Source organism: Bradyrhizobium sp. USDA 4369, assembly GCF_054056435.1.
In genome coordinates this window covers 6,101,355-6,127,075 of the sequence record NZ_JBSRYH010000001.1, presented here as the reverse complement: position 1 = coordinate 6,127,075, position 25,721 = coordinate 6,101,355, and the positions used below count along the sequence as shown (strand labels likewise).

Here is a 25,721-nt window from a genome sequence, read left to right as displayed (position 1 = left end):
AATCGCAATGTCCGCCCCTGCCCTCGCCACCCCTGCCGACGCGCCGATCCTGTTGCGCGAGATGGCCGGCCCTGTCGCCGTGCTGACGCTCAACCGGCCGGCGCAGCGCAACAGCCTGTCGGAAGCACTGATCGCGGAGCTGCATCAGGCGCTCGCCGGCATCGCATCCGACACGGCCGTGCGCGCGGTGGTGATCGCGGCCCATGGGCCTGCCTTCTGTGCCGGCCATGATCTGAAGGAACTCACCGCGCGCCGCAGCGACGCCGATCGCGGCCGCGCCTTCTTCGCGAGGCTCATGAGCGCCTGCAGCGCGATGATGCAGGCGATCGTACATCTGCCCAAGCCGGTCGTCGCCTCGGTGCAGGGCATCGCCACCGCGGCCGGCTGCCAGCTGGTCGCGAGCTGCGATCTCGCCGTCGCCTCCGAGCACGCCTCCTTTGCGACGCCCGGCGTCGATATCGGCCTGTTCTGCTCGACCCCGATGGTGGCGCTGTCGCGCAATGTCAGTCGAAAGCAGGCGATGGAGATGCTGCTGACCGGCGAGCCGGTTCCGGCGGAGCGCGCCCGCGAGATGGGCCTCGTCAACCGCGTGGTCGCGGCCGGCACCGAACGCGACGCCGCGATTGCGTTGGCACAACAAGTCGCGCGCAAATCAGCCTATACGGTCAAGCTCGGCAAGGAGGCGTTCTACCGCCAGGCCGAGATGAGCCTTGCCGACGCCTATCAATATGCGGCAGAGGTGATGACCGAGAACATGCTCGCCCGCGACGCGGAGGAAGGCATCGGCGCCTTCATCGAGAAGCGGACGCCCACGTGGCGGGATGAATAGTTTACCCCGCTCTCTTTCCTCCGTCATTGCGAGCGCAGCGAAGCAATCCAGAGTCCCACCCGAGCCCCTGGATTGCTTCGTCGCTTCGCTCCTCGCAATGACGGCATCAGTCACTTCGTCATTCCGGGGCGCCCGAAGGGCGAGCCCGGAATCCATAACCACGATCGGGAGTATGGATTCCGGGCTCGTGCTGCGCACGTCCCGGAATGACAATAACTAACAGAAGCGCTCGCCATGAATCACGACACCTATCCCGACGACTACATCCGCGGCATTCTCAACGGCGTGAAGGTGATCGCGATGGTCGGCGCCTCGCCGTCCGAGATCCGGCCGAGCTTCTTCGCGTTCAAATATCTGGTGCAACGCGGCTATGACATGATCCCGGTCAACCCCGGTCATGTCGGCAAGAGCCTGATGGGCCGTCCCTTCGTCGCCTCGCTCGCCGACATCGGCCGGCCGCTCGACATGGTCGACATTTTCCGAAGCTCTCAGCACATCATGCCCGTGGTCGACGAGGCCCTGAAGCTGCAGCCTTTGCCGAAGGTGATCTGGATGCAGCTCGGCGCGCGCGACGACGCGGCGGCCGAGAAGGCCGAAGCCGCCGGGCTGAAAGTGGTGATGAACCGCTGCCCCAAGATCGAATATGGCCGGCTGTCGTCGGAGATCTCCTGGATGGGCGTCAATTCCCGCACCATCAGCGCCAAGCGCGCGCCGATCCCGACGCAGGGCATGCGGCTGTCGCTGAACCGCACGAGTGTCGGCGGCGGCGCGACATCGGCGGCCGACCGCGCCGCAAAGGACAGAAGCGATCCCACCTGACGCATCTGCGAAAGGATTGTGTCGCCGGGGATGCGCGACACAGCAGCGCATTTCAAATCGGAGCTGAAGTCGCCAGCCGCCTTGACGCCACCCTGGCCGGTGGCAAATGTCCTCCGCCGGGATGACGCGGAGGCGCACGACGGCGCGCTATCGACACCGTCTCCCATCATCGATCCCCGTGCCGGCCGGCGCCGCTGCGCGAGGGATCAAGCCAAGAGGAAACACCATGACCGAACGTGCCCCGGGATTTGCCACCCTCGCCATTCACGCCGGCGCCCAGCCCGACCCGACCACTGGCGCGCGGGCGACGCCGATCTACCAGACCACGTCCTTCGTCTTCAACGATGCCGACCACGCCGCCTCGCTGTTCGGGCTACAGGCCTTTGGCAACATCTACACCCGCATCGGCAACCCGACCAACGCGGTGCTGGAGGAGCGCGTCGCTGCGCTCGAGGGCGGCACCGCCGCACTCGCGGTGGCCTCGGGCCATGCCGCACAGGTGGTCGCGCTGCAGCAGCTGCTCTCCCCCGGCGACGAATTCATCGCCGCGCGAAAGCTCTATGGCGGCTCGATCAACCAGTTCACGCATTCGTTCAAGAGCTTCGGCTGGAACGTGGTGTGGGCCGACACCGATGACATTTCGAGCTTCGAAGCTGCGGTCTCGCCGCGCACCAAGGCGATCTTCATCGAGTCGATCGCCAATCCCGGCGGCACCATCACCGACATCGAGGCGGTCGCGCAGGTCGCGCGCAAGGCGGGCGTGCCGCTGATCGTCGACAACACGCTGGCCTCGCCCTATCTCATCCGCCCGATCGATCACGGCGCCGACATCGTGCTGCACTCGCTGACCAAGTTCCTGGGCGGTCACGGCAACTCGATCGGCGGCATCATCGTCGATGCCGGCACGTTCGACTGGGCCGGCAGCGGCGACAAATATCCGATGCTGACGCAGCCGCGCCCCGAATATCATGGCATTCGCCTCCACGAGACCTTCGGCAATTTCGCCTTCGCCATCGCCTGCCGCGTGCTCGGCCTGCGCGACCTCGGCCCCGCGCTGTCGCCGTTCAACGCGTTCCTGATCCTGACCGGCATCGAGACCCTGCCGCTGCGGGTGCAGAAGCACAGCGACAACGCCAAGGCCGTCGCCGAATATCTCAGCAAGCATCCCGCTGTGGCGTCGGTCAGCTATGCCGGCCTGCCCGAGGACAAGTATCACGCGCTCGCCCGCAAATATTCGCCGAAGGGCGCCGGCGCCGTGTTCACCTTCTCGCTCAAGGGCGGCTATGACGCCGGCGTCAAGCTGGTGTCCAACCTGAAGCTGTTCTCGCATCTCGCCAATGTCGGCGACACCCGCTCCCTGGTGATCCACCCGGCCTCGACGACACACAGCCAGCTCGACGACGCCGCCAAGATCAAGGCCGGCGCCGGCCCCGACATCGTCCGCATCTCCGTCGGCATCGAAGACAAGGAAGACCTGATCGCCGACCTCGAACAGGCGCTGAGCGCGTAAGCGCGTTTCGCTCTATGGATCGCGCCGCGTGTCGACATGCGGCGTGACGAGCGCATCCCTCACCACGTCATATCTCACCACGTCTTGGCCGGGCTTGTCCCGGCCATTCACGTCTTTGCCCCGGACCGCGTGGATGCGCGGGCCTTCGCCGCGCCGAAGGGGCTTCGGCCTCGCAGGCGGGACGGGCCCGCGCATGACGAGCAACTCACACCAAACGCCGAAACCAAAGAGAGCGCGGGCGGGCCCATGGCCTTCCGCGCTCTCCTTCGTCCCACGGTCGGGCCGTTGCCGGCTTCTCGGACCGCGCCCTCGTTAACTGCAGATGGTCATGTCATCAGGTGCAGCACGCGCGCCTGCATCGCGTCCGCCAGCGGCATTCCGGACGCAGTGATCAGCCGGCTCAGGGACCGCGACTGCAGGCAGGCCGCGTCCTCATCGAGGCCCGCGCGGTCGGTGTTGAATGAGCTGGTCCGTGACTGGAAAATCTGGCGCCCTGACGCCGAAAACATGATCACAGACATGCTCGAAACCTTTGGGTCTGAGACTCTGATGAAAAATGCAGCAGAGATTTTCGCGCGAACGCAGCTATCCAGCTCCATTCGGCCGGCCTTCAAAAGCGCCGGCAGAAGTAAGCTTGCACCAGCAGAACTTAACAAAAGCTGAAAAAGCCCGTCCTTCTACGGGCGATTGCAGCAGCGCACCCCGCCCTGGAAGGTTTTCGTTAACCATACCGACCCCATCCTACCGGGTATGGAATCGCTCGGGGGCGTCCCGAGGCGAACGCGGCGGCCTTTGGCCGGTTGAATGCGTTGGACGGACCTTTCCACCAGAAGGCAGGAGAGCAGGATGCGACTATTGGTGATCATGATGTTGCTGGCAGCCATTGCGGCGAATGGCGTTGTGCTCGCCGCCGACCTGCCGGGTGTCCATGACAAGGTCCTGCACTACAAGGCCCGCCGCGCCGTCAAGGCGCCACCTCCGGCCGTCATCGTCAAGGACGAGGACTCGCTGATCTCCCCGATGCTGCCCTCGACTCCGCTGCTGCTTGGCCGCCAGGAACTGCCCGGCTATTACGGCCGCGCCTTCTCCTACGACTATCAAGGCCCCTATTACGGCGGCGAAGGCTATACCAACTACATGTTCCGCCTGCCTTATGCCTGCGGCGTGACCGGGTATTGCTAAGCGGAGTTCTACGCCAGCGCGCTTTCGTTGATCGCCTTGATGGTCTCGAACAGCTTCACCACCCTGCCCTCGTCGAACAGATGTTCCGGCCCGGTCGGCGCGATGCCGGTGAAGGGCGGCTCATAGAGCAGCGCCGGGTCCATCACGCCCTGATCGGTCAGATGCTCGATCACCATGTCGATGAACTCGATCTGTGCCGCTGAGGCGGTGCCGCCAGAAATGAACTCGGCGAACGCCGCGCTGACGGCGGCGCGGTCGAGACCGACCAGCGCGCGGACGAAGCGGCCGAAACCGTTGCTGACCTCCCTGGCGCGCGCGATATCGCCGGCCTCGCCGATCCCGGCCTCCAGCAGCATCCGCTCGAGCTCGGTCAGGTCATAGGCGGTCAGCGGCCTGCCCTGACGCAGCTTGTTGAGCGACAGATTGTCCTGATGCGCGCGCAGGAAGTGCCGCGCCTTGGCCTTGAACCGGGCGAAGTCGACCTCGCCGACATCAGGCAATTGCAGCTCGACACCCTCGCCGATCTCGTCGGCGAAGTTGGAATAGACGACGGTCTTGCGCCCCTTCTCGATGTGCTGGATCAGGTCGCGCAGCCGCAAGCGAACCAGCTCCAACAGCGGCACGGTGACGCCTTCCCACCATGGATCGGTCTGGATCGCCTCGATCAGCTCGGCATGTCGGGCGATCGCCGGAATGCCGGTCTGGTCCTCTAGCGCCGAGGCGATCTCCAGCAGTTGCTTGCGCAGATTGTCGAAGCGCTTGGAGCCCTTGAGCAGCGCCAGCTCGAGCTGGAACATCAGGAGGTCGAAGCGCTTGGCGTCCTCGGTGCCGAGCACGTGGCTCGACGGCAGCGGCGCGATCTCATCGATCAGCTCCTCGCGCTTGTGCGCGTCGATCGCGTCCCACTCCCTGGGCTCGCGATATTTTTCGACCGCGCGGCGGTGCTGGCGGACGATGAAATTGTCGGTGTTGAGCCCGCCGACGATCGCCTGCAGCGTCTGGGCTGCGGAGGCCCGGATCTCCGGCTCGCTCGGCGGCGCGTCCTCGCCCTCCTTGAACGGCGCCTGCTCGCCGGCCGAAAAGCCGCCGCTCGCCGCCTTCACCAGCTTCTCGTCGAGCGCGCGCACCAGGTCGAGCCGGCCGGCGAACAGCCGCTCGGACAGCGACTTCGCAGCGGAGGCTTCCTTCAGCTCCGGATTGGCGCCGAAGAATTCGATGTTCTGGCAGTAGTCGAAGACCCGGAACTCCTCCTTGTCCTGCCCAGGACCGAACAGGTCCGGACACAGCCGCGTGCCGCGCCCGATCATCTGCCAGAACTTGGTCTTCGAGCGCACCGGCTTGAAGAACACGAGATTGACCACCTCGGGCACGTCGATGCCGGTGTCGAGCATGTCGACGGAGATCGCGATGTGCGGCCCCTTGGTCTTGATCGAGAAGTCGTCGATCAGCGTCTGCGCATAGGCCCCGGTCTTGTGGGTGATGACGCGCGCGAAATGCCCGGCCAGCGCCGGATAGGCCAGATTGAAGCGCGTCTCGATATATCTGGCGTGGTCCTCGTTCTTGGCGAAGATGATGGTCTTGCCGAGCCGGTCGCCGCCCTCGACCTTGATCCCGTTCTGCATCAGATGCGCGATGACGAGATCGACCGTCTCCTGATTGAACAGCCGCTTGTTGACCTCGGTCGCCTCGATTGTGTCGGGGACGTCGTCCTCGCCCCATTCCAGCATGTCCCACTGGTCCTTCTCCTCCGCCGAGAGATCGTCATAGCGCAGGCCGGTGCGGACGATTCTGAGCGGCACCGAGATCGTCTTCGGCGGCACCAGGTGCCCCTCGGCCACAGCCTCCTCCAGCGAATAGGCATCGGTCGGCACGCCGTCTTCGAGGTCGAACAGCGAGTAGGTGTTGCGGTCGATCTCGTCCTTCGGCGTCGCCGTCAGCCCGACCAGGAAGGAATCGAAATACTCGAAGATGGCGCGATAGCGCTGGTAGACCGAGCGGTGCGCCTCGTCGATCACGATCAGGTCGAAATGGCCGGGGCCGAATCTGAGCTTGCCCTCCTGCCGTCCGTCGATCAGCCCCATCATGGTCGGATAGGTGCAGATGAACACGCGGCCGTCGGCGGTGCGCTCGGTCACCAGATTGACCGGCGCGGCATCCGGCAGATGCATCTTGAACGCGCCGGCCGCCTGGTTCACCAGCGCGACGCGGTCGGCCAGGAACAGTACCCGCTTCACCCAGCCGGCGCGCATCAGCAGGTCGACCAGCGCGATCACGGTGCGAGTCTTGCCGGAGCCGGTCGCCATTACCAGCAGCGCCTTGCGCTCGCGGTCCGCCTCGAAATGCTTGGCGATCGAGCGGATCGCCCGGTGCTGATACGGCCGCTCGACGATCCTGCGGCTGATCGCCTCTCCGGCCAGCGACTTACGCCCGGTGCGGCGCTGGATCAGAAGCTCCAGCTCATCGCGCTTGTAAAAGCCGCCGATCTGCCGCGGCGGGTAGCGCGTATCATCCCAGATCCAGTGCTCATAGCCGTTGGAGTAAAAGATCACCGGGCGCTGGCCGTAGCGCGCCTCCAGGCAATCGGCATAGAGTTTGGCCTGCTGCTGGCCCGATCGCGCATCCTTGCGCGTGCGCTTGGCCTCGACCAGCCCGAGCGGCTTGCCGTCGGCGCCCCACAGCACGTAGTCGACGAAGCCCACGCCCTCATTGTTCGGCATGCCCTCGACGCGAAACTCGCGCTCATCAGGCTTGTCCAGCGCCCAGCCGGCCTCGTTCAGCAAGAGATCGATGAAGCGGTCGCGGGTTTCCGCCTCGTCATAATTGTGCTGATCCGGCTTCGCCTCGGCCGCCTTCCGTGCGGCGGCGACCTCGGCGCGCAGCTTCTTCAGTTCAGTGTCGAGGTTGTCCTTGTCGAGCAGCAGCCTGGTCAGCTCGCCGTCCTTGGCGTCGAGCTCGGCCTGCTGGGCCTTGAGCTGGACGAAGGCCTTTTTCAGAACCTCGTCGCGGCGCGACAGCACGGCCGGGTCGAACGTCAGCCCATCGGCCGGCTTGGCCTTGGCATAGGTGCGGGCGAACCAGAAGCAGACGTGGAACAGCTCCTTGACCGCGCCGGTGGCATCACCGGCGCTGATCCGGCGCTCCTCATGCACGGCGCGGTTGCGCAGCGTGTTGATATATTTGGCCTTGGCGAAGACAGCCTCGCCGGCGGCGCGGCGGAAGCTCGGCTCGTGCAAGAGCGCGGCGATGTTGTCCTGATACGGCAGCTTGAGATTGGGGTCGGACCGGAACGCCCATTTCACCGCCACCTCGACCGTCTTGCCGGCAAAGAACGCCGCCGCGGTCGGCGACACCGCCGCCTGACGCTCTGCCTCCATTGCCGCCTCGTGCACGGCCGGGAATTCAGCGGCTAGAAAGGCGAAGTTGGTCATGCAGCTCCTCTGGCCTTCCCCTCGCGTGACCGCCATCCTGCCGGATCATCCGCGTCTGCCCAGACCGATCCGGCCACACCGGATCACCTTCAACCATCGGATGCATGGCCCCGGTCCGTCAAGCCGCTCCGCAGCATCATAAGGGAATCACATGCGCATTGCCGCCTGTGTCATAGGGTGGTACACTGCCTCAAACGGGACTGCCCATGATCGTGAGCTTCCGAGACGACTGGCTGCATCGGTTCTTCGTCGACGACATCCGCTCGAAGAAGATCCCGGCGGACCTGGAGGACCGGCTGTTCCGCAAGCTGCAGCTGATCGACGACGCGACCACGGATGGGGATTTGCGGTCACCGCCCAGCAACCATTTCGAGAAGCTGCGCGGTCACCTGGACGGCTTCCATTGTATCCGCGTCAACAAGCGCTGGCGGCTGGTGTTTCGCTGGCACGGCGGCCGTGGCGAGGCAACCGAGCTCTATCTCGACGACCACAGCTATGAGTGAGGCACGTCCATGCTGATGACCAAGCGCAAGCCGATCACGGTGGCCGAAATCCTGGTCGAGGAGTTCATGCAGCCGATGGGGCTGACGCAGACCGCGCTGGCGGCCGCCATGGGCGTGCAGCGCAAGCACGTCAACGAGCTCTGCAACGGCAGGCGCAACGTCACCGCGTCCACCGCCCTCATCCTCGCCCGCGTCTTCGGCAACAGCCCAGAGTTCTGGCTCAACGTGCAGCGGCGCAGCGACCTGTGGGAGGCGATGCACTCGCCACGCGAGCGCAAGCGGATCGAGCGGGCCAAGCCGCTGAATTCGGCGGCGTGAGTTTAGCGTAACTCTCAGCCAATAACACTTGTAGGGTGGGTGGGGTGGGCAGGTCTCAGCGTGCCCACAGTGAGATTTCGCCCTTTGCGCGTGGGCACGCTACCTACACCTTTTTGCGCCTGCTGAATATCACAACTGTCCCAGAAAGGCGTTGTGTTGGAGAGCTCCGAAGAGCGTTTCCAAATGCACATACTGTTTCTCTTGGCTTCGCCGTTCCTTCTTAGCTCTATCAACTTTATCCAAGAATTCATTTTGCTGAACGATAGGAGGAATTAGGAACGGTAATCGACGTAGACCGGGGCCGCTGAAATTTTGCTGTGCCGACTGCCGGGAACCCTCTGCGATGATACTCTGAACTGAAGGACTCCGGAGCGCGAACCAAGCAAAAGCAGGCTCAATCGTATCGGGAAATCGCAGTCTAATGAAATATGCGCCGGGAATGGTTGGGGGATTCTCCTCTGTGATTAGCGCAACTTTGCCGACGGTAGCACCCGTTCGTGCGAACAGCAGGTCGCCGGGGTTCGACCGATGAGCCTCAAATTCTGCGGCGGAAACATCCAATCTTGGCATTGCTTCGAAGTCTAGTTCTCCGTTCTCAGCCAGATCAGTAATCCTAACTATTCGAACCCCTTCTTCGCTATACCTTTCGTTGTAGAATCGTGGACCGTACGACATTTCGACGTTCAGCTCACCTAGGGTGGCACTCGGAATGCCGAACGGATTTTTCACGGGGTCGCCGAACATTTCCGAGAAGATTGAGTGAACTAGCTGATCTATTAATTCAATCGCCCGCCTCCGCTTCCGCCGCAACGCATCGGCCTTGTCCAGTATCGCCGCGATCCGCCGCTGCTCACTCAGCGAAGGCAGCAGAACGGAGAGACGATAAGCATCCTCGCGATTCAACCCGGGAACGGCAGCCGACCTATTCAACGTTGTGAGAGGCAAGAATCTCAGCTGATGATAAAGCCAACGCAGATCGCACTCTGTTGCAGCAGAATCAATGTAATACGTGGTGTCAATGGGCCACAGCGGCTCACTAGAAAAGTGCACCTCGCCATAAGACCCTTTCCTGCCAACAATGATTGCGGGGCCTTGAACTAACGCAACATTGTGGGTTCCAACTGGTCCGTTTGAACCGTATACATGTGCAAGCCCGTCGGTTCGGATATGCGCAGGTAGCGCCTTGCCGTACCGAAATTCGCAGATATCTCCGAGTTTGGCAGCTTTCATAGCATCGCCTCCAGCTCCGTGAGCACGTCCGCGATCTCCTGCTCCAGCGCCTTTAGCTCAGCGATGATTTCCTTCGGCGGCCGGTGCTCCGCAGCCTCGTGCACCACCTCCTTATAGCGATTGATCGAAAGGTCGTAGCCCGCCTCTGCAATCTCCACCTTCGGCACGCAAAAGCTCTGTGCGGTGCGCGGCCTATCCCGCTCGCTGCCGTTGCGCTCTTTCCAGCGCGCGGCGATGTCAGGCAGGTTGTTCTTGTCATGCTCAGCGACGTCGAGCTTGGCCCGCGGTCCGAGCTTTTCGGCCGGCAGCAGAGGCGTGCGCTTGTCATCAAGAGAGATGCCGTCGGCCTGGCAGTCGTAAAACCAGACATGATCCGTGCCGCCGGAATTGGTCTTGGTGAACAGCAGGATCGCGGTGGAGACGCCAGCATAGGGCCTGAATACGCCCGACGGGAGCTTCACGATGCCGTCGAGCTTGTGGTCCTCCACCAGCATCTTGCGTATGGCCTTGTGCGCGGTGGAGGAGCCGAACAACACGCCATCCGGCACGATGACGGCAGCGCGGCCGCCGGGCTTCAGCAGGCGCAGGAACAGCGCCAGGAACAGCAGCTCGGTCTTCTTGGTCTTGACGATCGCCAGCAGGTCCTTGGCCGTGGTCTCGTAGTCGAGCGAGCCGGCGAACGGCGGATTGGCGAGCACGAGGCTGTAGCGGTCGGAATCGCCGGCGTGGTCCTGCGACAGCGAATCCTTGTAGCGGATGTCTGGGTCTTCGACGCCGTGCAAGGTCATGTTCATCGAGCCGATGCGCAGCATCGTGCCATCGAAGTCGAAGCCGTGGAACATCTCCTCGTTGAAATGGTCGCGGCTCTCCTTGTCGTGGAACAGTTTTGGGTCGTTCTCGCGCAGATATTCGCCGGCCTGGACCAGGAAGCCGCAGGTGCCGCAGGCGGGATCGCAGATCACGTCCTTGCGGGTCGGCGCCATCATCTCGACCATCAGCGCGATGATGTGGCGCGGGGTGCGGAACTGGCCGTTCTGGCCGGCGCTGGCGATCTTGCCCAGCATGTATTCGTAGAGGTCGCCCTTGGTGTCGCGGTCCTCCATCGGGATGTCGGCGAGCAGGTCGACCACCTTCGCCAGCAGCGCCGGGGTCGGAATCGTGAACCGCGCGCCCTTCATGTGGGTGGCGTACGCGGTATCCGCGTCGGCCATCTTGCGCAGGAACGGAAAGACGTGCTCCGAGACGATGTCGAACATCGTCGCCGGGTCCTTGTTCTTTAGCCGCGACCAGCGCATCTCCTCATAGGCAACGCCGCCGCCCTTGCCGATGCCGTCCTTGCCTTCCGGGAAGATCCGCCGCTCCATCGGCTTGCCCGTCCGGGTGGCCCGGTTCTCCTCGCGCGTATGCGCCTCGTCCAGCCCGCGGATGAACAGGAGGTAGGTGATCTGCTCGATCACCTCGATCGGATTGGCGATGCCGCCCGACCAGAACGCATTCCAGACATTGTCGATCTTGGACCGAAGTTCGCCCGTCAGCATGTCCACCCCATTCCGCACATCTTGCTGAACCGGCATAGCAAATTCGGCGGGGCGTGAAATCGATTCGGTACAATCATCCCCTGCCTTGCGAGGGCATGATGAGGCGCGTGCTCGCAGCCCTCCAAAGGCTATTTCGCAGCCTCGATCCGCTCAATGTCTTCCTTGAGGAGCGTATTGACCAATTCGCTCAACGATACGCCCCGCGCGCTGGCGAGCCCGGTGAGATGATCGAGCACGTCCGGCTCCAGATGTACCGGAGGCATCATCCGCGCGCCCTTGCGAAAGAACTTGCCGCGTTCGGCGTTCGAGAAATCGTATTCATCCTTCATCGGATCACCCATTCTCGTAGGAGCGGATTTCGCGCCGGGTCGGCCGACGGACGGAAATGATGCGGATCGCGGCGCGGTCTATCGCCAGTTCCGTATACGTATGGACGACCAGCAGCAGCTCGTGGGCAATGTTGCGCCCCATCGTAACCCATCGTTCCTCGCCTGCGCCAGATCCGTCGTCCAGACGTGTGAGTGCCAACGGATCTCCGAAGATGCTGATGGCCTGCCCAAAGGCGACGCCATGCTTGCGCAAATTGCTCTCCGCCTTGGCCGGGTCCCAATCGAACTCGAATTGCATGGTCCGCCCCCGCCCTGCGACGTGCGCGACATCGTCACGCTTGCCCCCCTTGCCAAACGACGCAACTCAGTCTATGTTCTCTTTCTGTTCCTGTCCAGCCGAGGGGCGCTTCCGGGTCGTCCAGTTGCGTAGGGCATGGAATGCGGTGGATGTGGCGGGCCGTGCGCGGGCGAAAGCTCGCGCGGACGAGCGGCGTGTCACGGACGACGAAATCGCGTGGTCCTGGCGCCCCGATGCTGGCGCCAAGTCTCTTGCTGGTGCTCACAGCATCGCGCGAGATGACGGGGGCAAGACAGCCGGTCCCCGGGGAGATCGCGTATAAGGGTTAAAACCATCGCGCGGGGAAGGCCGGGTGTTTCCCGGCCGTACCTGTGGTGACCGCCGCGTGCTTTTTTTGTTGCACGCGGGCCATGGGTGCCGGCCAGGCATCCGGCCTTCCCCGCGCCCTCGCATTGTCGAGGGCGAAACGACCGGCATGGCTCGGCGCTGTCAGCGCGCGAGGATGAAAGTTCATGTCTTCTGATGAGACGGATTGGTCGCCCCCAAACTAAGTCGTCATCCCCGCGAAAGCGGGGATCCAGTACGCCGCGGCCCAAAGAGGAATCTCAGCTGTCGCCGGAATACTGGATCGCCCGGTCAAGCCGGGCGATGACAGCGGAGGTTGTGGGGCAAGCGCGGCACTACGGCAGGCGACGAATTGCACCGCTCTCTCCACGTCATTGCGAGGAGCGCAGCGACGACGCAATCCAGAGTCGTGGGCGGGACTCTGGATTGCTTCGTCGCCTCCGGCTCCTCGCAATGACGAATGGGCACCTACCCGGCCTGCCCCGCGGCCACCGCTCCCCGCGGCACCGTCACGACAGCGACGCGCCGCGGCGACAGCCGTTCGGCCTGCAGCACGGCGACGGTCAGCACGATGATCGCCGTGCCCTGATGCAGCAGCGCCAGCGAGATCGGCACCACCATCAGCAGGGTCGCGATGCCGAGTGCGGCCTGCACCAGGATCGCGGCCAGCAGGCGGTGCGCGCCGCGCACCACCGCGCGGCCGGCGCCGGCGCGCATGACGTCGAAGGCGTGCCACGCGGCGAGCACGAGCAGCGTGTAGGCGGTCATGCGATGCATGAACTGCACCGTCAGATCATTCTCGAACAGGTTGATCCACCACGGCGAATGGATCCACAGGCTGGCCGCCTTCGGGATCAGCCCGCCGTCGATGCCGGGCCAGGTGTTGTAGACGAGGCCGGCGCGCAGGCCGGCGACCAGGGCGCCGAGATAGAGCTGGACGAAGGTGACACCGACCAGCAGCCAGGCCGTCAGCCGCAGCCGCGCCGGCACCTCGGCTGCCTCGCGCGGCGCGAGCCGTCGCAAGGTCCAGACGATGGCCGCGAAGATCAAGAGCGCCAGCGACAGATGCGTCGCCAGCCGCACCGGCGCCACTTCGGTGCGTTCGGTCAGGCCGGAGGCCACCATCCACCAGCCGACCGCACCCTGCAGCGCGCCGAGGCCGAAGATCAGCCACAGCCTGCGGCCGAGCGGGCCGGACACGGCGCCGCGCCACAGGAACCACAGGAACGGCAGCAGATAGACCATGCCGATGACGCGGCCGAGCAGCCGGTGGCTCCACTCCCACCAGAAGATGGTCTTGAACTCATGCAGCGTCATGCCGGCATTCATCTGCCGGTACTGCGGGATCGTCTTGTAGGCCTCGAAAGCATCGACCCAGGCCTGCTCGGACAGCGGCGGCATAGTGCCGGTGACCGGCTTCCATTCCACGATCGAGAGCCCGGATTCGGTGAGCCTGGTCGCCCCGCCGACCAGCACCATCAGCGCGATCAGGCCGGCCACCACCGCGAGCCAGATGCGGATCGCGGCAAGATCTGTCGTGCGGGGAACCGTGGTCATGGACGTTGAACGCTCGATTGAACCGGGGCTGTCAGGTCCTTATAATCCCGGGGATATCGCGCGCAAGCCGCGCCGCCCACAGCCGAGGCTGACAATCCCGTCATGACGATCCGCACCCGCAAACTGATCGGCGCCGTGGCGCTGCTGCTGCTCGCCTTCGTCTGGTCGATGATGGGCATGGTGATGGCGCAATTCCCGCTGATCGCCAATTCGGGCTGGATGCAGGCGATCTATTACGTCGTCGTCGGCATGGGCTGGGTGCTGCCCGCGATGCCGATCGTGAGCTGGATGCTGCGCCCGGATCCGGAGCGGCAGGAAAGCTGATCAGCCGATGTCCAGCGTCGGCTGCGGCGCCGCTTTCGCCTTCGGCAAGGTCACGCCGGCCATCAGCACCTTGAGCGCGCGCAGCGAGCGCGAGCGGCCGTCCCAGGCGATGCGCGGCAGCATATGCAAATCGGTGCGGCCCTCCGGCTGGATCACCCCGCCGATCGCGGTCGCGGCGCTGACCAACCCCGCCTGCGCGGCCAGCACGGCATCGCTGCGGCGGAAGGCATCGCGGTCGCCGAACGGATACGCCATATGCCGCACCGGGCGCCGCAGCGCGGTTTCCAGCACCGCCTTGCCCATCGCGATCTCGCGCTGGGCGTCGGCATCCTTGAGATGGGCGAGCACGGGATAATGTACCGTGGCGCTGCCGATCGTGACATTCGGATCGGCCGCAAGCCGCGCGATGTCCGCCCAATCCATCGCGGCCGCGCGCGAGAGCGCGACCAGGTCGACCGCATGGCGCGCGCAGAGGTCGCGGATCGCGATCGACCGCTCCGCCGGCGGCAGCTTGCGCAGCCAGCCCCAGAGATAGGCGAACAGCTCGTATTTTTCGGCCGGCCTGGCCAGCGAAAAACGCTGCTCGCGATGATCGATCACGAGGCTGATCCGGCTCTGCCGCGCGATCACGGCCTCCAGCGCCAGCCACCAGGCCTCGCCGAGACCATCCGGAAAGGCGGACGCCACGTAGACCGTGAACGGCACGCCATGGCGGGCCAGCACCGGATAGGCATGGGTGATCAGGTCCTTCCAGCCGCCATCGAAGGTCAGGCAGGCGAACCGGCGGTCTTCGGCCAGCCGCACCGCGCGCTCACAGGCCTCGTCGAGCGAGACGATGTCGTAGCCCCAGCGCTTCAGCGCGCGGATCATCCTGTCGAGGAAGACCGGCGTGATCTCCGCGTGCTTGAGCGGCTGGAACGCACCGTTGCGGCGCGGACGTACCCGCTCGAAGCGCAGCACGGCACCGGCGCCCGCCGTGGCGCGCGAGGCCAGCCATGTGCCGCCGCTGAAATAGGCCAGTTCCAACCGCGCCGTCCGCAGCCATCTGTTGTCCGACGACAAATCGCCCGCCCCTTCCCGAGAGATCCACTTGAAACGAAACCGACCGCGCCCACCTGATGCGGAGCGACCGTGACGCGAGCGCGACATCGCACGCAGCACACGTCGTAACGATGGCGATGATCTTGATGTCCATGCCCTTAAAGACATCCATTCTTAAGATCGCGTGGTGGATACTGATTTGAACAGGTCTTTTGCCGCGTCACCCCGATTTGGGGCGGTGTCATTGCCCTTACTTTTCATTGATGTTTCTTTGCAAAGCTCGGCTGATCCAGAGCAACAAAATTCCACAACAACGCAGGTTGCGCGATGACCATGGCCGCCGTGATCGAAAACCGGACGGCGCAGTCGGCGCTGCCTGGACTTGCGCAGGTCGAGATCCTCTCTGATCTCGCGGCGGCCGAACCGGCCTGGCGCATTCTCGAGGCACCCGACCACATCTCGACGCCCTACCAGCGCTTCGACCTGGTCGCCGCGTGGCAGCGCGAGGTCGGCGCCCGCGAGCAGGCGACGCCCTTCATCGTCATCGCTCGCGATGCCAAGCAGCAGCCGTTGCTGCTGCTACCGCTGGCGCTGACGCACGCGTTCGGGGCGCGGGTCGCGAGCTTCATGGGCGGCAAGCACACCACCTTCAACATGCCGCTGATGCACCGTGCGTTCGCGGCGCGTGCCAGCGTTGGCGATCTCGAATTCCTGCTTGCCGGACTGCGTGATCATGGCGGCGTGGACGTGCTGGCGTTGACGCAACAGCCGCTGCGCTGGAGCACGATCGCCAACCCGCTGGCGCTGTGGCCGCGCCAGCCATCCGTGAACGACTGCCCGGTGCTGTTGATGCCTCCCGGCGCCGCATCGACCGCCTTGTTGTCGAACTCGTTCCGCAAGCGGCTCAAGAGCAAGGAAAAGAAGCTGCAGGCGGTGCCCGGCTATCGCTACATGATCGCCAGCAGCGACGCCGAGATCACCGAGCTGCTGGACTGGTTCTTCCGCATCAAGCCGATCCGCATGGCCGAGCAGAAGCTGCCCAACGTCTTCGCCGAGCCCGGTATCGAGGCCTTCGTGCGCGCCGCATGCCTGGCCAAGCTCGGCTGCGGTCATCGCGCCATCGCGATTCATGCGCTGCGCTGCGACGACGAGATCATCGCGCTGTTCGCGGGCGTCGCCGATGGCGAGCGCTTCTCGATGATGTTCAACACCTATACGCTGTCGGAGAATGCCCGCTGGAGTCCGGGACTGATCCTGATGCGCTCGATCATCGATCACTATGCGCAAAGCGGGTTCCGCGCGCTCGATCTCGGCATCGGCTCCGACGGCTACAAGCGGATGTTCTGCAAGGATGACGAGCCGATCTTCGACAGCTACCTGTCCCTGACCGCGCGCGGGCTGGTGGCGGCGCGGACGATGGCCGCGCTTGGCCGCGCCAAGCATGCCGTCAAGCACAGCCCTGCTCTGCTCCGTCTGGCGCAGCGCGTCCGCGGCGCGCTGCAGTCCGGCGGCAGCGCCGCCAGAGCCGAGGAACGGGCCGACGATTAGTCTAGGCGGCGACGCCGCGCGGGCCCGCTTGGGTGGACCCGGCCTCTTCGAGCGGCGCCTTCAGCATGGTCACGGCGCCAAAGCCGACCTCGCGCAGTTGCTCGGTCATCTGGCTGCGCGCCTCGGCGGTCATGTTGGGGTCCGGCACGACGACGGCGCGCGCCCCCGCTGTCAGCAGTTCGGCCGGCAGGTCGGAGGCCGTACCAGCGTCGAGCAGCACGTGATCGTAGACGCGCAGCAGCGCATCGATCGCGAGCGCAAGTCGCGGCGATTGCAGCTGGCCGCGATCGCCTCCGGGCCGGCCGGCATTGACGAGATGCAGCCGCGAGGCCTGATCCTTGGTGATAATGGCGGAGAACGAGGCCTCGCCCAGCATCAGCTCGATCAGTCCAGGCGCCGCCGGATCGACCGAGACGCCCGCGAGCATTTGCGGGCTGCCGGCGAGGTCGACCAGCACGATTCGGGCATGCCGGGCCATATTGCGGGCGATCGACAGCGCGGTGGCGGTGACGGTGTGGCCGCCGGCCGTCCCGAGCACGGTGATCTTGCGGGCCCCCTCGCCCGCGGCAAGCAGCTCGGCCGCGAGCTGGTCGAGCTCGCTCGACGGCGACGGCCCAGGCTCGGCAAGCTCAGGCTCCGGCGCGGCAGTGGCGGGAGCTGGCGCGACGGGAACGGGAGGCACGGCAACCGGAGGCGCAGGCGCAATCTGGACCGGCGCGGCCGGGGCCGCGGGCACAGCGGGGGCGGACATCACCGGCTCCACCCGGGGGGCGGGCGTGGCCGCGGCCATTACGGGAGCCAGCAAGCCGGCGCTGACGGCGCGTGGCGCGGTGAGGCGCAGCAGCTCGCCGGTGACGACCACGCCCGAGGTCAGCATCAGCGTGGCGAGCGTCGCGATCAGCACGATCGGCAGCTTTTTCGGATAGGCCGGCGTGTTCGAGACCACCGCCCGCGAGATGATGCGCCCTTCCGCCGGCGGCGTGTCCAGGGTCTCGCGGCTGTTGGCATCGCGGTATTTGGCGAGATAGGATTCCAGCAAGTCCCGCTGCGACTTGGCCTCGCGCTCCAGCGCCCGCAGCTGAACGTCCTGGCCGTTGGTGGACGTGGCCTGCTTCTTGGCTTGATCGAGGCTCTGGCTCAACATCTGCACCCGCCCCTCGGCGATCCGGGCGTCGCTGTCGAGCGAGCGCGAGATCTTGGCCGCTTCGTCGCGGATCTGGCGATCGAGATCGGCCAATTGCGCCTTCAGCTCCTTGATGCGCGGATGGTTATCCAGCAGCGTCGACGATTGCTCAGCCAATTGCGCGCGAAGATTCACCCGCTGCTCGGACAAGCGGCGCATCAGCTCGGAATTGAGCACCTCGGAAGCCTCGATCGGCTGTCCGCTCTGCAGCCTCTCGCGGATCAACCGCGCCTTGGTCTCGGCATCCGATTTCAGCGCGCGGGCATTGTTGAGCTGGGTGTTGATCTCGCCCATCTGCTGGTTCGACAGCGAGGTGTTGTTGGTGCCGATGAACAGGCTGGACTTGGCACGAAACTCTTCGACCCGCGACTCCGCGTCCTCGACCTTCTTGCGGAGGCTCTGGATCTCCCCGGCCAGCCATTGGCTCGCCGATCTCGCCTGCGACTGGCGGGCATTCTGCTGCACCACCAGATATCCGTCGGCAATGGCGTTGGCGATCTGGGCCGCGAGCGCCGGGTTCTGCGACTGGAATTCGACCACGAGGACGCGCGATTTGTCGACGGCATAGACCGTGAGGCGCTCATAATAGGCGTCCATGACCCGCTCTTCGGGGGTCATCGACAGCGGGTCTTTCACCAGACCGAACATGGCAAAGATCGACTTCAGCGGCGACACGCCGCGCAGCACCGGATCGAATTCCGGCAACTCGCCGAGCTTGGTCTTGGTAATGACGTCGCGCGCCAGATCCCGCGACAGCACCAGCTGCACCTGGCTCGCCACAGCCTCCGCGTCCAGCGCGGTCCGTTCTTCGCTACGCTCACTGTTGGACCGCAGGAAAATGTTCTCGCGACCATCAATCAGGATACGCGCCTCCGATTTGTAGCGCGGCGTGATCATGTTGACGGCAATGACAGCCAACGCAAGTGCAAGCAGGGTCGCGGTGAGGATGAAACCACGCTTGCGAGCCAGAGCACGGCCAATCGTACGCACATCCAGGTCGCCAGAGGCCTGCGCCGGCACGTCCGGCGATTGCGCATTCGTCGGCTGCGCGACGGGAGCCGCCTCGATCCGTGTCGTCTTGTCTTCCTTGCTGGCACGCCAGAACGCCAACCGCATCATCCACTCCCGCGAGACAAACGCCACGCCGCCAACATACGTGGTACAATTACACTCTATTAAGGTTGCCGGCCGGTTAATCCGACCGATCTGTCAGCGGCTCGCGCGAACATTCATGGGCATCTCCCATGGATGCAGATCCCCCGCTTATACACGATCATCACCATAATCCTCGCGGCCCGATCCCTATCGCCGAGCTGTGAGCCGTTTATTAACCATCAACGATCTATCCAGCCTGAAGCCGCAGGGAACTTAATGACGAGAGGCACCCGTGCTTCCTCTACCAACCAGCCGTCAGGTCCACTCGCCCGCTGACGGCTGGCGAGATCACGACCGCACCGCGCAACGAAGCGAGCTTGGCCTGGCCACTTCGCCACACAAGCCGCTCAGAATTTTGCATGCAGTCCGGGCCCCGGTCGGCGGCATTTTCAGACATATTATCGACCTCGCGAACGGCCAGGCCGATCTCGGCCACCACGTGGGAATCATTGCAGACAGCCTGACTGGCGGCGAACGGGCTGATGCGGCACTCGCGCAAATCGCTCCACGCCTGACACTCGGTGTTCATCGCGTCGCGATTCATCGGGAGCCCTGGCCGACCGATGTCCTGGCGCTTGGCCATTTTCATGCGATCGCCCGCAGTCTCAATCCGGACGTTCTGCACGGTCATGGTGCGAAGGCTGGCGCCTTCATCCGCATGCTGCCACATCGGACCGAAACGATCCGAATCTATACGCCGCATGGCGGATCACTGCATTACCCGCGCAACACGCTCAAAGGCGCGCTCTACGCACGGCTCGAGCGCGCGCTGATGAACCGGACCGAGCTTTTCCTGTTCGAAAGCATCTTTGCCCGCGACACCTATGAACGCATGATCGGCCATCCCCAGGGCCTGGTCCATTGCGTGTTCAACGGCGTGACAGCGGGCGAATTCGATCCCGTCGCGCCCGCGGACGACCAGACGGACCTCGCCTACGTCGGAGAGTTTCGCCATATCAAGGGCGCGGATATCCTGATCGACGCAGTTGCGCAGCTGCGCGACAGCGGTCGGCCTCTCACCCTCACGCTGGGCGGCGACGGCGAGGAGACGGCGCGCCTGAAGGCACAGGTCGAGCGTCTCGGTCTGACCTCCGCCGTGCGCTTCATCGGGCATGTGAAGGCACGCGAGGGATTTTCCAAGGGCCGCCTTCTGGTCGTCCCGTCGCGGGGCGACTCGATGCCTTATGTGGTGATCGAAGCGGGAGCAGCCGGAATCCCGATGATCGCCGCCAAGGTTGGCGGCATCCCGGAGATTTTCGGCCTCCATGCCGACGCGTTGTTCGCGCCGAGCAACGTCGATGCGATGGCGGGAGCGATCGCAAGCGCCCTCGACGATCCCGCCACCACGCAACTCCGTGCCAAGGCGCTGCGCGAGCGGATATTCCAGCATTTCTCCCAGAGGGCGATGGTCGAGGGCGTGCTCGGTGGCTACCGAGAAGCGTTTACCAAGACCTGATGCCTGCGGGACATCGCTAACCGATTGTTCCGAATTGCCGTTTATGACCGCTGGCGGGGAATTTCTCCCGGCGCTGTCAGCGCTTATCTGACCAAGAATACTAACAAACATAATCCGGGCTTGTACCATTGTGGAACCGATCAACGCCTCGATCGATGCTGGATGCTGCGGCCTCCGCCGCCACCATCGCCGTCGCCGGCCAGCCGGCGGTTGAACGCCGGCGACGTCTGTCGCCCGCCGCGCTGGCCGTCGCCAATCAGAAGGTCCACCGCGCCTATTCCCCGATCGTGCTCGCCGGTTTCGTCCGGATTGCGGATTTCGTACTGCTGAGCTTTGTCGGCAGCGCCGTCTATTTCGGTTACGTCGTTCCGATCAGCGGTTTCCATTGGGAGTATCTCGCTGCCATCGTCGGTATGGCGGTCAGCGCGGTGATCTGCTTCCAGGCCGCTGACATCTATCAAATCCAGGTCTTTCGCGCCCAAGTGCGGCAAATGACCCGGATGATCTCCTCCTACTGCTTCGTCTTCCTGCTGTTCATCGGCCTGTCGTTTTTTGCTAAGCTCGGCGGCGAGGTCTCCCGCCTGTGGCTTGCGGCCTTCTTCTTCATCGGTCTTGGCGCGCTGATCACAAGTCGCGTCGTTCTCGCCAGCCTGATCCGCAGTTGGGCCAGGCAAGGTCGTCTCGACCGTCGAACCATTATCGTCGGCGCCGATCAGAGCGGCGAAGATCTGGTGCGCGCACTGAAACTGCAGAACGACTCCGAGATCGAAATCCTAGGCGTGTTCGACGACCGCAGCGATTCCAGGTCGCTCGACACCTGCGCAGGCGTCCCGAAGCTCGGCAAGGTCGACGACATCGTCGAATTCGCCCGACGCACGCGCGTGGACCTGGTGTTGTTCGCTTTGCCGATATCGGCGGAGATCCGCATTCTGGACATGCTGAAGAAGTTGTGGGTTCTGCCCGTCGACATCCGCCTCTCGGCGCATACCAACAAGCTGCGCTTCCGCCCTCGCTCTTATTCCTATCTCGGCGCGGTGCCGACGCTCGACGTCTTCGAGGCCCCGATCACCGATTGGGATCTGGTGATGAAGTGGCTGTTCGATCGGCTGGTCGGCGCATTGATCCTGCTGCTGGCGCTCCCTGTGATGGCGCTGGTCGCGCTGGCGATCAAGCTCGACAGCCCCGGTCCGGTGCTGTTTCGGCAGAAGCGCTTCGGCTTCAACAATGAGCGCATCGACGTCTTCAAGTTCCGCTCGCTCTATCATCACCAGGCCGACCCCACCGCCTCCAAGGTCGTCACCAAGAACGATCCGCGCGTCACTCGCGTCGGCCGCTTCATCCGCAAGACCAGCCTCGACGAGCTGCCGCAGCTGTTCAACGTGGTGTTCAAGGGCAACCTGTCGCTGGTTGGTCCGCGTCCGCACGCCGTGCAGGGCAAGCTGCAGAACCGCTTGTTCGACGAAGCCGTCGACGGCTATTTCGCGCGCCACCGCGTCAAGCCCGGGATCACCGGGTGGGCGCAGATCAACGGCTGGCGCGGCGAGATCGACAAGGAAGAAAAGATCCAGAAGCGCGTCGAGTTCGACCTCTATTATATCGAGAACTGGTCGGTGCTGCTCGACCTCTACATCCTGCTCAAGACGCCGCTTGCGCTGATGACCAAGAGCGAGAACGCCTATTGATGCCAGGTACCCGGCGCGGCCCACCTGCAAGGACCGGTCCCGCCGCGCGTTGCGTATGAGTGCGAGGTCCTGATGACCGAGGTGGCAGCCCGAGACTTCGTGTCCCCGACGATCGCCCCTCCGGGCGTCGTGGCCCTGCAGCGCGCGCTGGTGTGGCTGGTCGGCGCTGCCGGCGCCATCGTCTTCATCGAACCTAGCCCCTACGAGCTCGCGACGCTCGCCTCGGCGGCTGTCTTCATTGCCACCGGCATCCGGCTGCGCCTGGTCTTTCTGCCTCTCCTCCTGCTGCTGTTCCTCATCAATCTCGGTTACACGATCAGCGCCATTCCGCTGCTCGACGACTCGAAGATCGCGAGCTGGATCGCTACCTCCTGGTACATGGCTGTCACCGCCATGCTCCTGGCCTTGGTGACATCCGACGACACCGGGGCGCGGCTCGATATGCTTCGTCGCGGCCTGGTGATGGGCGGTGCCGTCGCCGCGCTGGCCGGCGTCGCCGGCTATTTCCATCTGGTGCCCGGCGGCTACGATCTCCTCACTCTGTACGGCCGCGCCCGCGGCACCTTCAAGGATCCCAATGTGCTCGGCGCGTTCCTCATCCTGCCGGCGCTGCTCGCGCTGCAGAATGTCGTCACGGCGCGCCTGGCCGCAACCTTGCGCGCCGGCTTCGCGCTCGGCGTGATGGCCCTGGCCATCCTGCTCGCCTTCTCGCGAGCGGCCTGGGGCGGACTGGTCCTCACCTCCGCCTTCATGCTCGCGCTGATGGTCCTGACCAGCACGTCGTCCCGCGAGCGCTCCCGCATCATCGTCATGACGCTTGCCGCCGCTGTGATCGGCCTGATGCTGATCGCCGTTCTGCTCTCCCTCGATTCAGTCGCCGACATGTTCAAGCAGCGGGCGAGCTTCGACCAGAGCTATGATGGCGGCCGGTTCGGTCGCTTCGGCCGCCACATCCTGGGGGCCGACATGGCGCTCGATCTGCCCTTTGGCATCGGGCCGCTGCAGTTTCATAACTACTTCCCAGAGGACACGCATAACTCCTATCTGAATGCGTTCATGTCGGGCGGCTGGCTGTCGGGCATCTGCTATCCCGCGCTGGTCTTCACCACCGTCATTCTCGGCTTCCGCTACCTCTTCGTGCGCGTGCCCTGGCAGCGGACCTATATCGCGGTGTTCTCGGCGTTCCTCGGCACCGTCGGCGAAAGCTTCATCATCGATACCGACCATTGGCGGCACTTCTTCCTGATGCTCGGCACGATGTGGGGCATGATCGCCGCCGCACGCACCTACCAAGTCGAGACGGGCCGATCCGCCGGGATCGGCCCGCAGGGCGCGCTCTCCTAATCCTCCACCGTGAAGGTCAGGCCGGCATGATCGACCAGCCGCTTGATCAGGCTGTCGCCCAGCGCCGCGCCCGGCGTCCAGAACCCGCCCTTCACGTCGGCACCGTCGCGCAGCAGACCGACCGCGCATTCTGAGATCATCTTCGAGGTCGAGCCGTAGCCAGGATCGCGGTCGCCCTTGACGGTTACGCGGACCTGACGGCCATCGGGCGCGATCGCGACAAACAACAGATTGTAGTAGCCCTTCTCACGCTCCTCCTTCGAGGGTCCCTCGCCCGGCTTCGGCGCATTCGGGCCGGTCTTCTCGGCGTTGGCGGCCATGACTTTCTTGGCATTGGCCTCGCCCTTCTCACCCGGGCCGGTCAGCACCATCTCGTCATAGACGAAGTCCTGGCCGTACGGAAAACCCATCAGCATGTTGGAGCGGTGAACGTTGCGCGTGTTGATCAGCGCCATCATGAACGGTGCCGTCCAGGACTGCAGATCCTCCTCATAGAGAGGCTTGTTGCCGGCCGGCTGCTTCGGACCCTTGAAGCCCGGCGTCAGCGCGAACGCATCTTTCAGGATCGAGACGAGGCTGAGATCCTTGGCCACGGCGTCGAACGTCGCCTTGGCGCTCGCCGCGGTGCCGCCCGACAAGGTCCCGCTCATGCCGCGCACCCGCCCCTTGACGCGCGCCGCGGCAGCGCCGAACAGCTTTTTCGCCTGCTGCTGCACGAAGTAGACGCCGAGCTCGAACGGCACGGAGTCGAAACCGCAGGAGAACATGATGCGGGCCCCGCTCTTCTCGGCGGCGGCCTGATGCTTGTCGATCATCTGCCGCATCCAGACCGGCTCGCCGCAGAGATCGACATAGTCGGTGCCGGTGTCAGCGCAGGCAGCCACGAGCTCATTGCCATAGAATTGATAGGGTCCGACCGTGGTGAGCACCAGCTTCGTCTGCGCCACCATCGCCGCCAGCGAGGCGGGATCGGATGCGTCGGCCGCGATCAGCGGCGTATCGGCGGGCGCGCCGATCTCATCGCGCACGGTGGCGAGCTTGTCGAGACTGCGGCCTGCCATGGCCCAGCGCAGCGACGCATCGCCGCGATATTGCGTGGTGAGATATTCGGCGACGAGCTTGCCCGTGAAGCCCGTGGCGCCATAGACGATGAGGTCGAATCTGGGTGACGTCATTCTTGTTCCCTGGAGATCAGCTGCAAATCAGTTGCTCCGTCATTGCGAGGAGCCCTTGCGGCGAAGCAAACCGGACTGTCTCGGCGACAAGACTCCGGATTGCGTCGCTGCGCTCGCAATGACGACACATGTCACTTCTTCCCATACGACACGCTCATTCCGGCGCGGACATCGTTCTGGATGCCGTACGGCGCGATCGGATAGCGCAAGCCATTCTTCGCCAGCTTTTTCATGCCGGCGATCGCCTTGGCAAGATCCGCGGGCGTGAGCGCCATCAACATTTCTTCATCCGGCACGCCGCCATAGCGGCGCTCGGCGAAGCATGGCAGCGAGAGGCTGGGCTCGCCAGTCTTCAGCGCGCGGCCCCAGGAATCGGCACAGGCGGTTTCGCCGACGACCCCCCATTCGAATTTCTTGTAGCCGACATATTGGAGGCCGTTGATCAGGATGATCATCTGTCCCGGCGTCGCGTACACGAGACAGATATCGGGCGGATCGAGGCGGCCGCTCGACAGCGGGCTGACCGCCATCGCCTGATAGCGGCCGAACGGCACGACATCGAGCGCCTCCTGCCGCTTGCGCGCGTCCTCGGCCGTGCCGTGCCAGACGCCGACATAATTCTCGCCCTTGAGCCAGGTGTCGTCCTGCGGTCCGAGCCCGATCACCGCGCGGCACTGCGCGCCGACGAGATCGTCGGCGGTAATGCCGACGGTCCAGCCGAGCCGCGCGGCCATGCTGACGATCTGATCGGTGGTGTGCACCGCATTTGGCCGGCGAATCTTCTCCACCGCCTGCATGTCCTCGACCCGGGCGAACATCTTGATGCCGATCACCGTGGTCTTGAGACGCAGCAGGGCATTGAGGTCGGCGACCATTGCCGCCAAATCGAGCCGTTCGGAGATGTTGGGCTGTTGCATGTGGCGCTCC

General features: G+C 64.4%; 22 protein-coding genes. 11 read left to right on the top strand and 11 right to left on the bottom strand.

Features of this window, described 5'->3' with window-relative positions; genetic code table 11:
- Positions 1–7: 7 nt before the first annotated feature.
- The 3 genes from ACVIJ6_RS27815 (at position 8) to ACVIJ6_RS27805 (ending at position 3,158) form a co-directional block, all read left to right on the top strand.
- Complete coding sequence (locus ACVIJ6_RS27815) at positions 8–829, top strand: enoyl-CoA hydratase (protein WP_456775329.1); 822 nt, start codon at positions 8–10, stop codon at positions 827–829.
- A 234-nt stretch (positions 830–1,063) separates the two neighbouring features.
- Positions 1,064–1,648, top strand: coding sequence for a CoA-binding protein (locus ACVIJ6_RS27810; protein WP_172236416.1), 585 nt, complete (start codon positions 1,064–1,066; stop codon positions 1,646–1,648).
- A 226-nt stretch (positions 1,649–1,874) separates the two neighbouring features.
- A complete protein-coding gene (locus tag ACVIJ6_RS27805) occupies positions 1,875–3,158 on the top strand; it encodes an O-acetylhomoserine aminocarboxypropyltransferase (protein ID WP_456775328.1) in 1,284 nt (427 codons plus the stop codon).
- Between the two features lie 326 nt (positions 3,159–3,484).
- Here ACVIJ6_RS27805 and ACVIJ6_RS27800 read toward each other — a convergent pair whose 3' ends face one another.
- A complete protein-coding gene (locus ACVIJ6_RS27800) occupies positions 3,485–3,757 on the bottom strand; it encodes a hypothetical protein (RefSeq protein WP_456775327.1) in 273 nt (90 codons plus the stop codon).
- Between the two features lie 247 nt (positions 3,758–4,004).
- Between ACVIJ6_RS27800 and ACVIJ6_RS27795 the strand changes: the two genes are divergently transcribed.
- A complete protein-coding gene (locus ACVIJ6_RS27795; RefSeq protein ID WP_456775326.1) occupies positions 4,005–4,340 on the top strand; it encodes a hypothetical protein in 336 nt (111 codons plus the stop codon).
- A gap of 8 nt (positions 4,341–4,348) precedes the next feature.
- On the opposite strand, the gene ACVIJ6_RS27790 is transcribed toward ACVIJ6_RS27795, so the two are convergent.
- A complete protein-coding gene (locus ACVIJ6_RS27790) occupies positions 4,349–7,768 on the bottom strand; it encodes a DEAD/DEAH box helicase family protein (RefSeq protein ID WP_456775325.1) in 3,420 nt (1,139 codons plus the stop codon).
- Positions 7,769–7,974: 206 nt separating this feature from the next.
- Here ACVIJ6_RS27790 and ACVIJ6_RS27785 point away from each other — a divergent pair, with 206 nt between their 5' ends.
- Positions 7,975–8,271, top strand: coding sequence for a type II toxin-antitoxin system RelE/ParE family toxin (locus ACVIJ6_RS27785; protein ID WP_456775324.1), 297 nt, complete (start codon positions 7,975–7,977; stop codon positions 8,269–8,271).
- Positions 8,272–8,280: 9 nt separating this feature from the next.
- Positions 8,281–8,589: a HigA family addiction module antitoxin gene (locus tag ACVIJ6_RS27780; protein WP_456775323.1), complete on the top strand. Its 309-nt coding sequence runs from the start codon at positions 8,281–8,283 to the stop codon at positions 8,587–8,589.
- A 129-nt stretch (positions 8,590–8,718) separates the two neighbouring features.
- On the opposite strand, the gene ACVIJ6_RS27775 is transcribed toward ACVIJ6_RS27780, so the two are convergent.
- The 5 genes from ACVIJ6_RS27775 to ACVIJ6_RS27755 form a co-directional block, all read right to left on the bottom strand.
- Positions 8,719–9,819 (bottom strand): restriction endonuclease subunit S, encoded by a 1,101-nt coding sequence (locus ACVIJ6_RS27775; RefSeq protein ID WP_456775322.1) that lies wholly within the window; start codon positions 9,817–9,819, stop codon positions 8,719–8,721.
- Positions 9,816–11,357, bottom strand: coding sequence for a type I restriction-modification system subunit M (locus ACVIJ6_RS27770; protein WP_456775321.1), 1,542 nt, complete (start codon positions 11,355–11,357; stop codon positions 9,816–9,818). Before ACVIJ6_RS27770 ends, ACVIJ6_RS27775 begins: the two co-directional genes overlap by 4 nt.
- A 128-nt stretch (positions 11,358–11,485) precedes the next feature.
- Positions 11,486–11,686, bottom strand: a complete 201-nt coding sequence (locus ACVIJ6_RS27765; RefSeq protein ID WP_456775320.1) for a hypothetical protein — start codon at positions 11,684–11,686, stop codon at positions 11,486–11,488.
- 4 nt (positions 11,687–11,690) lie between these two features.
- Positions 11,691–11,984: a BrnT family toxin gene (locus ACVIJ6_RS27760; RefSeq protein ID WP_456775319.1), complete on the bottom strand. Its 294-nt coding sequence runs from the start codon at positions 11,982–11,984 to the stop codon at positions 11,691–11,693.
- Positions 11,985–12,797: 813 nt separating this feature from the next.
- The gene (locus ACVIJ6_RS27755; RefSeq protein WP_456775318.1) at positions 12,798–13,886 is read right to left on the bottom strand and encodes a COX15/CtaA family protein; all 1,089 of its coding nucleotides are present in this window, start codon (positions 13,884–13,886) and stop codon (positions 12,798–12,800) included.
- 102 nt (positions 13,887–13,988) lie between these two features.
- On the opposite strand from ACVIJ6_RS27755, the gene ACVIJ6_RS27750 reads away from it, so the two are divergent.
- A complete protein-coding gene (locus ACVIJ6_RS27750) occupies positions 13,989–14,210 on the top strand; it encodes a DUF2842 domain-containing protein (RefSeq protein ID WP_456775317.1) in 222 nt (73 codons plus the stop codon).
- On the opposite strand, the gene ACVIJ6_RS27745 is transcribed toward ACVIJ6_RS27750, so the two are convergent.
- A complete protein-coding gene (locus tag ACVIJ6_RS27745) occupies positions 14,211–15,272 on the bottom strand; it encodes a polysaccharide deacetylase family protein (protein WP_456775316.1) in 1,062 nt (353 codons plus the stop codon).
- A gap of 306 nt (positions 15,273–15,578) precedes the next feature.
- On the opposite strand from ACVIJ6_RS27745, the gene ACVIJ6_RS27740 reads away from it, so the two are divergent.
- Positions 15,579–16,799, top strand: coding sequence for a GNAT family N-acetyltransferase (locus ACVIJ6_RS27740; RefSeq protein ID WP_456775315.1), 1,221 nt, complete (start codon positions 15,579–15,581; stop codon positions 16,797–16,799).
- A 1-nt stretch (position 16,800) separates the two neighbouring features.
- On the opposite strand, the gene ACVIJ6_RS27735 is transcribed toward ACVIJ6_RS27740, so the two are convergent.
- Entirely contained in the window at positions 16,801–19,098 is a 2,298-nt protein-coding gene (locus ACVIJ6_RS27735) for a GumC family protein (RefSeq protein ID WP_456775314.1), read from the bottom strand.
- Positions 19,099–19,459: 361 nt separating this feature from the next.
- On the opposite strand from ACVIJ6_RS27735, the gene ACVIJ6_RS27730 reads away from it, so the two are divergent.
- The 3 genes from ACVIJ6_RS27730 to ACVIJ6_RS27720 all read left to right on the top strand — a co-directional run bounded on the left by ACVIJ6_RS27730 (position 19,460) and on the right by ACVIJ6_RS27720 (position 23,619).
- Positions 19,460–20,593, top strand: coding sequence for a glycosyltransferase family 4 protein (locus tag ACVIJ6_RS27730; RefSeq protein ID WP_456777096.1), 1,134 nt, complete (start codon positions 19,460–19,462; stop codon positions 20,591–20,593).
- Between the two features lie 155 nt (positions 20,594–20,748).
- Complete coding sequence (locus ACVIJ6_RS27725; protein ID WP_456775313.1) at positions 20,749–22,275, top strand: undecaprenyl-phosphate glucose phosphotransferase; 1,527 nt, start codon at positions 20,749–20,751, stop codon at positions 22,273–22,275.
- Positions 22,276–22,347: 72 nt separating this feature from the next.
- Complete coding sequence (locus ACVIJ6_RS27720) at positions 22,348–23,619, top strand: O-antigen ligase family protein (protein ID WP_456775312.1); 1,272 nt, start codon at positions 22,348–22,350, stop codon at positions 23,617–23,619.
- On the opposite strand, the gene ACVIJ6_RS27715 is transcribed toward ACVIJ6_RS27720, so the two are convergent.
- The gene (locus ACVIJ6_RS27715) at positions 23,616–24,794 is read right to left on the bottom strand and encodes a saccharopine dehydrogenase family protein (RefSeq protein ID WP_456775311.1); all 1,179 of its coding nucleotides are present in this window, start codon (positions 24,792–24,794) and stop codon (positions 23,616–23,618) included. The genes ACVIJ6_RS27720 and ACVIJ6_RS27715 overlap by 4 nt on opposite strands.
- A 131-nt stretch (positions 24,795–24,925) precedes the next feature.
- The gene (locus tag ACVIJ6_RS27710; protein ID WP_456775310.1) at positions 24,926–25,711 is read right to left on the bottom strand and encodes a DUF169 domain-containing protein; all 786 of its coding nucleotides are present in this window, start codon (positions 25,709–25,711) and stop codon (positions 24,926–24,928) included.
- Positions 25,712–25,721: the final 10 nt, after the last annotated feature.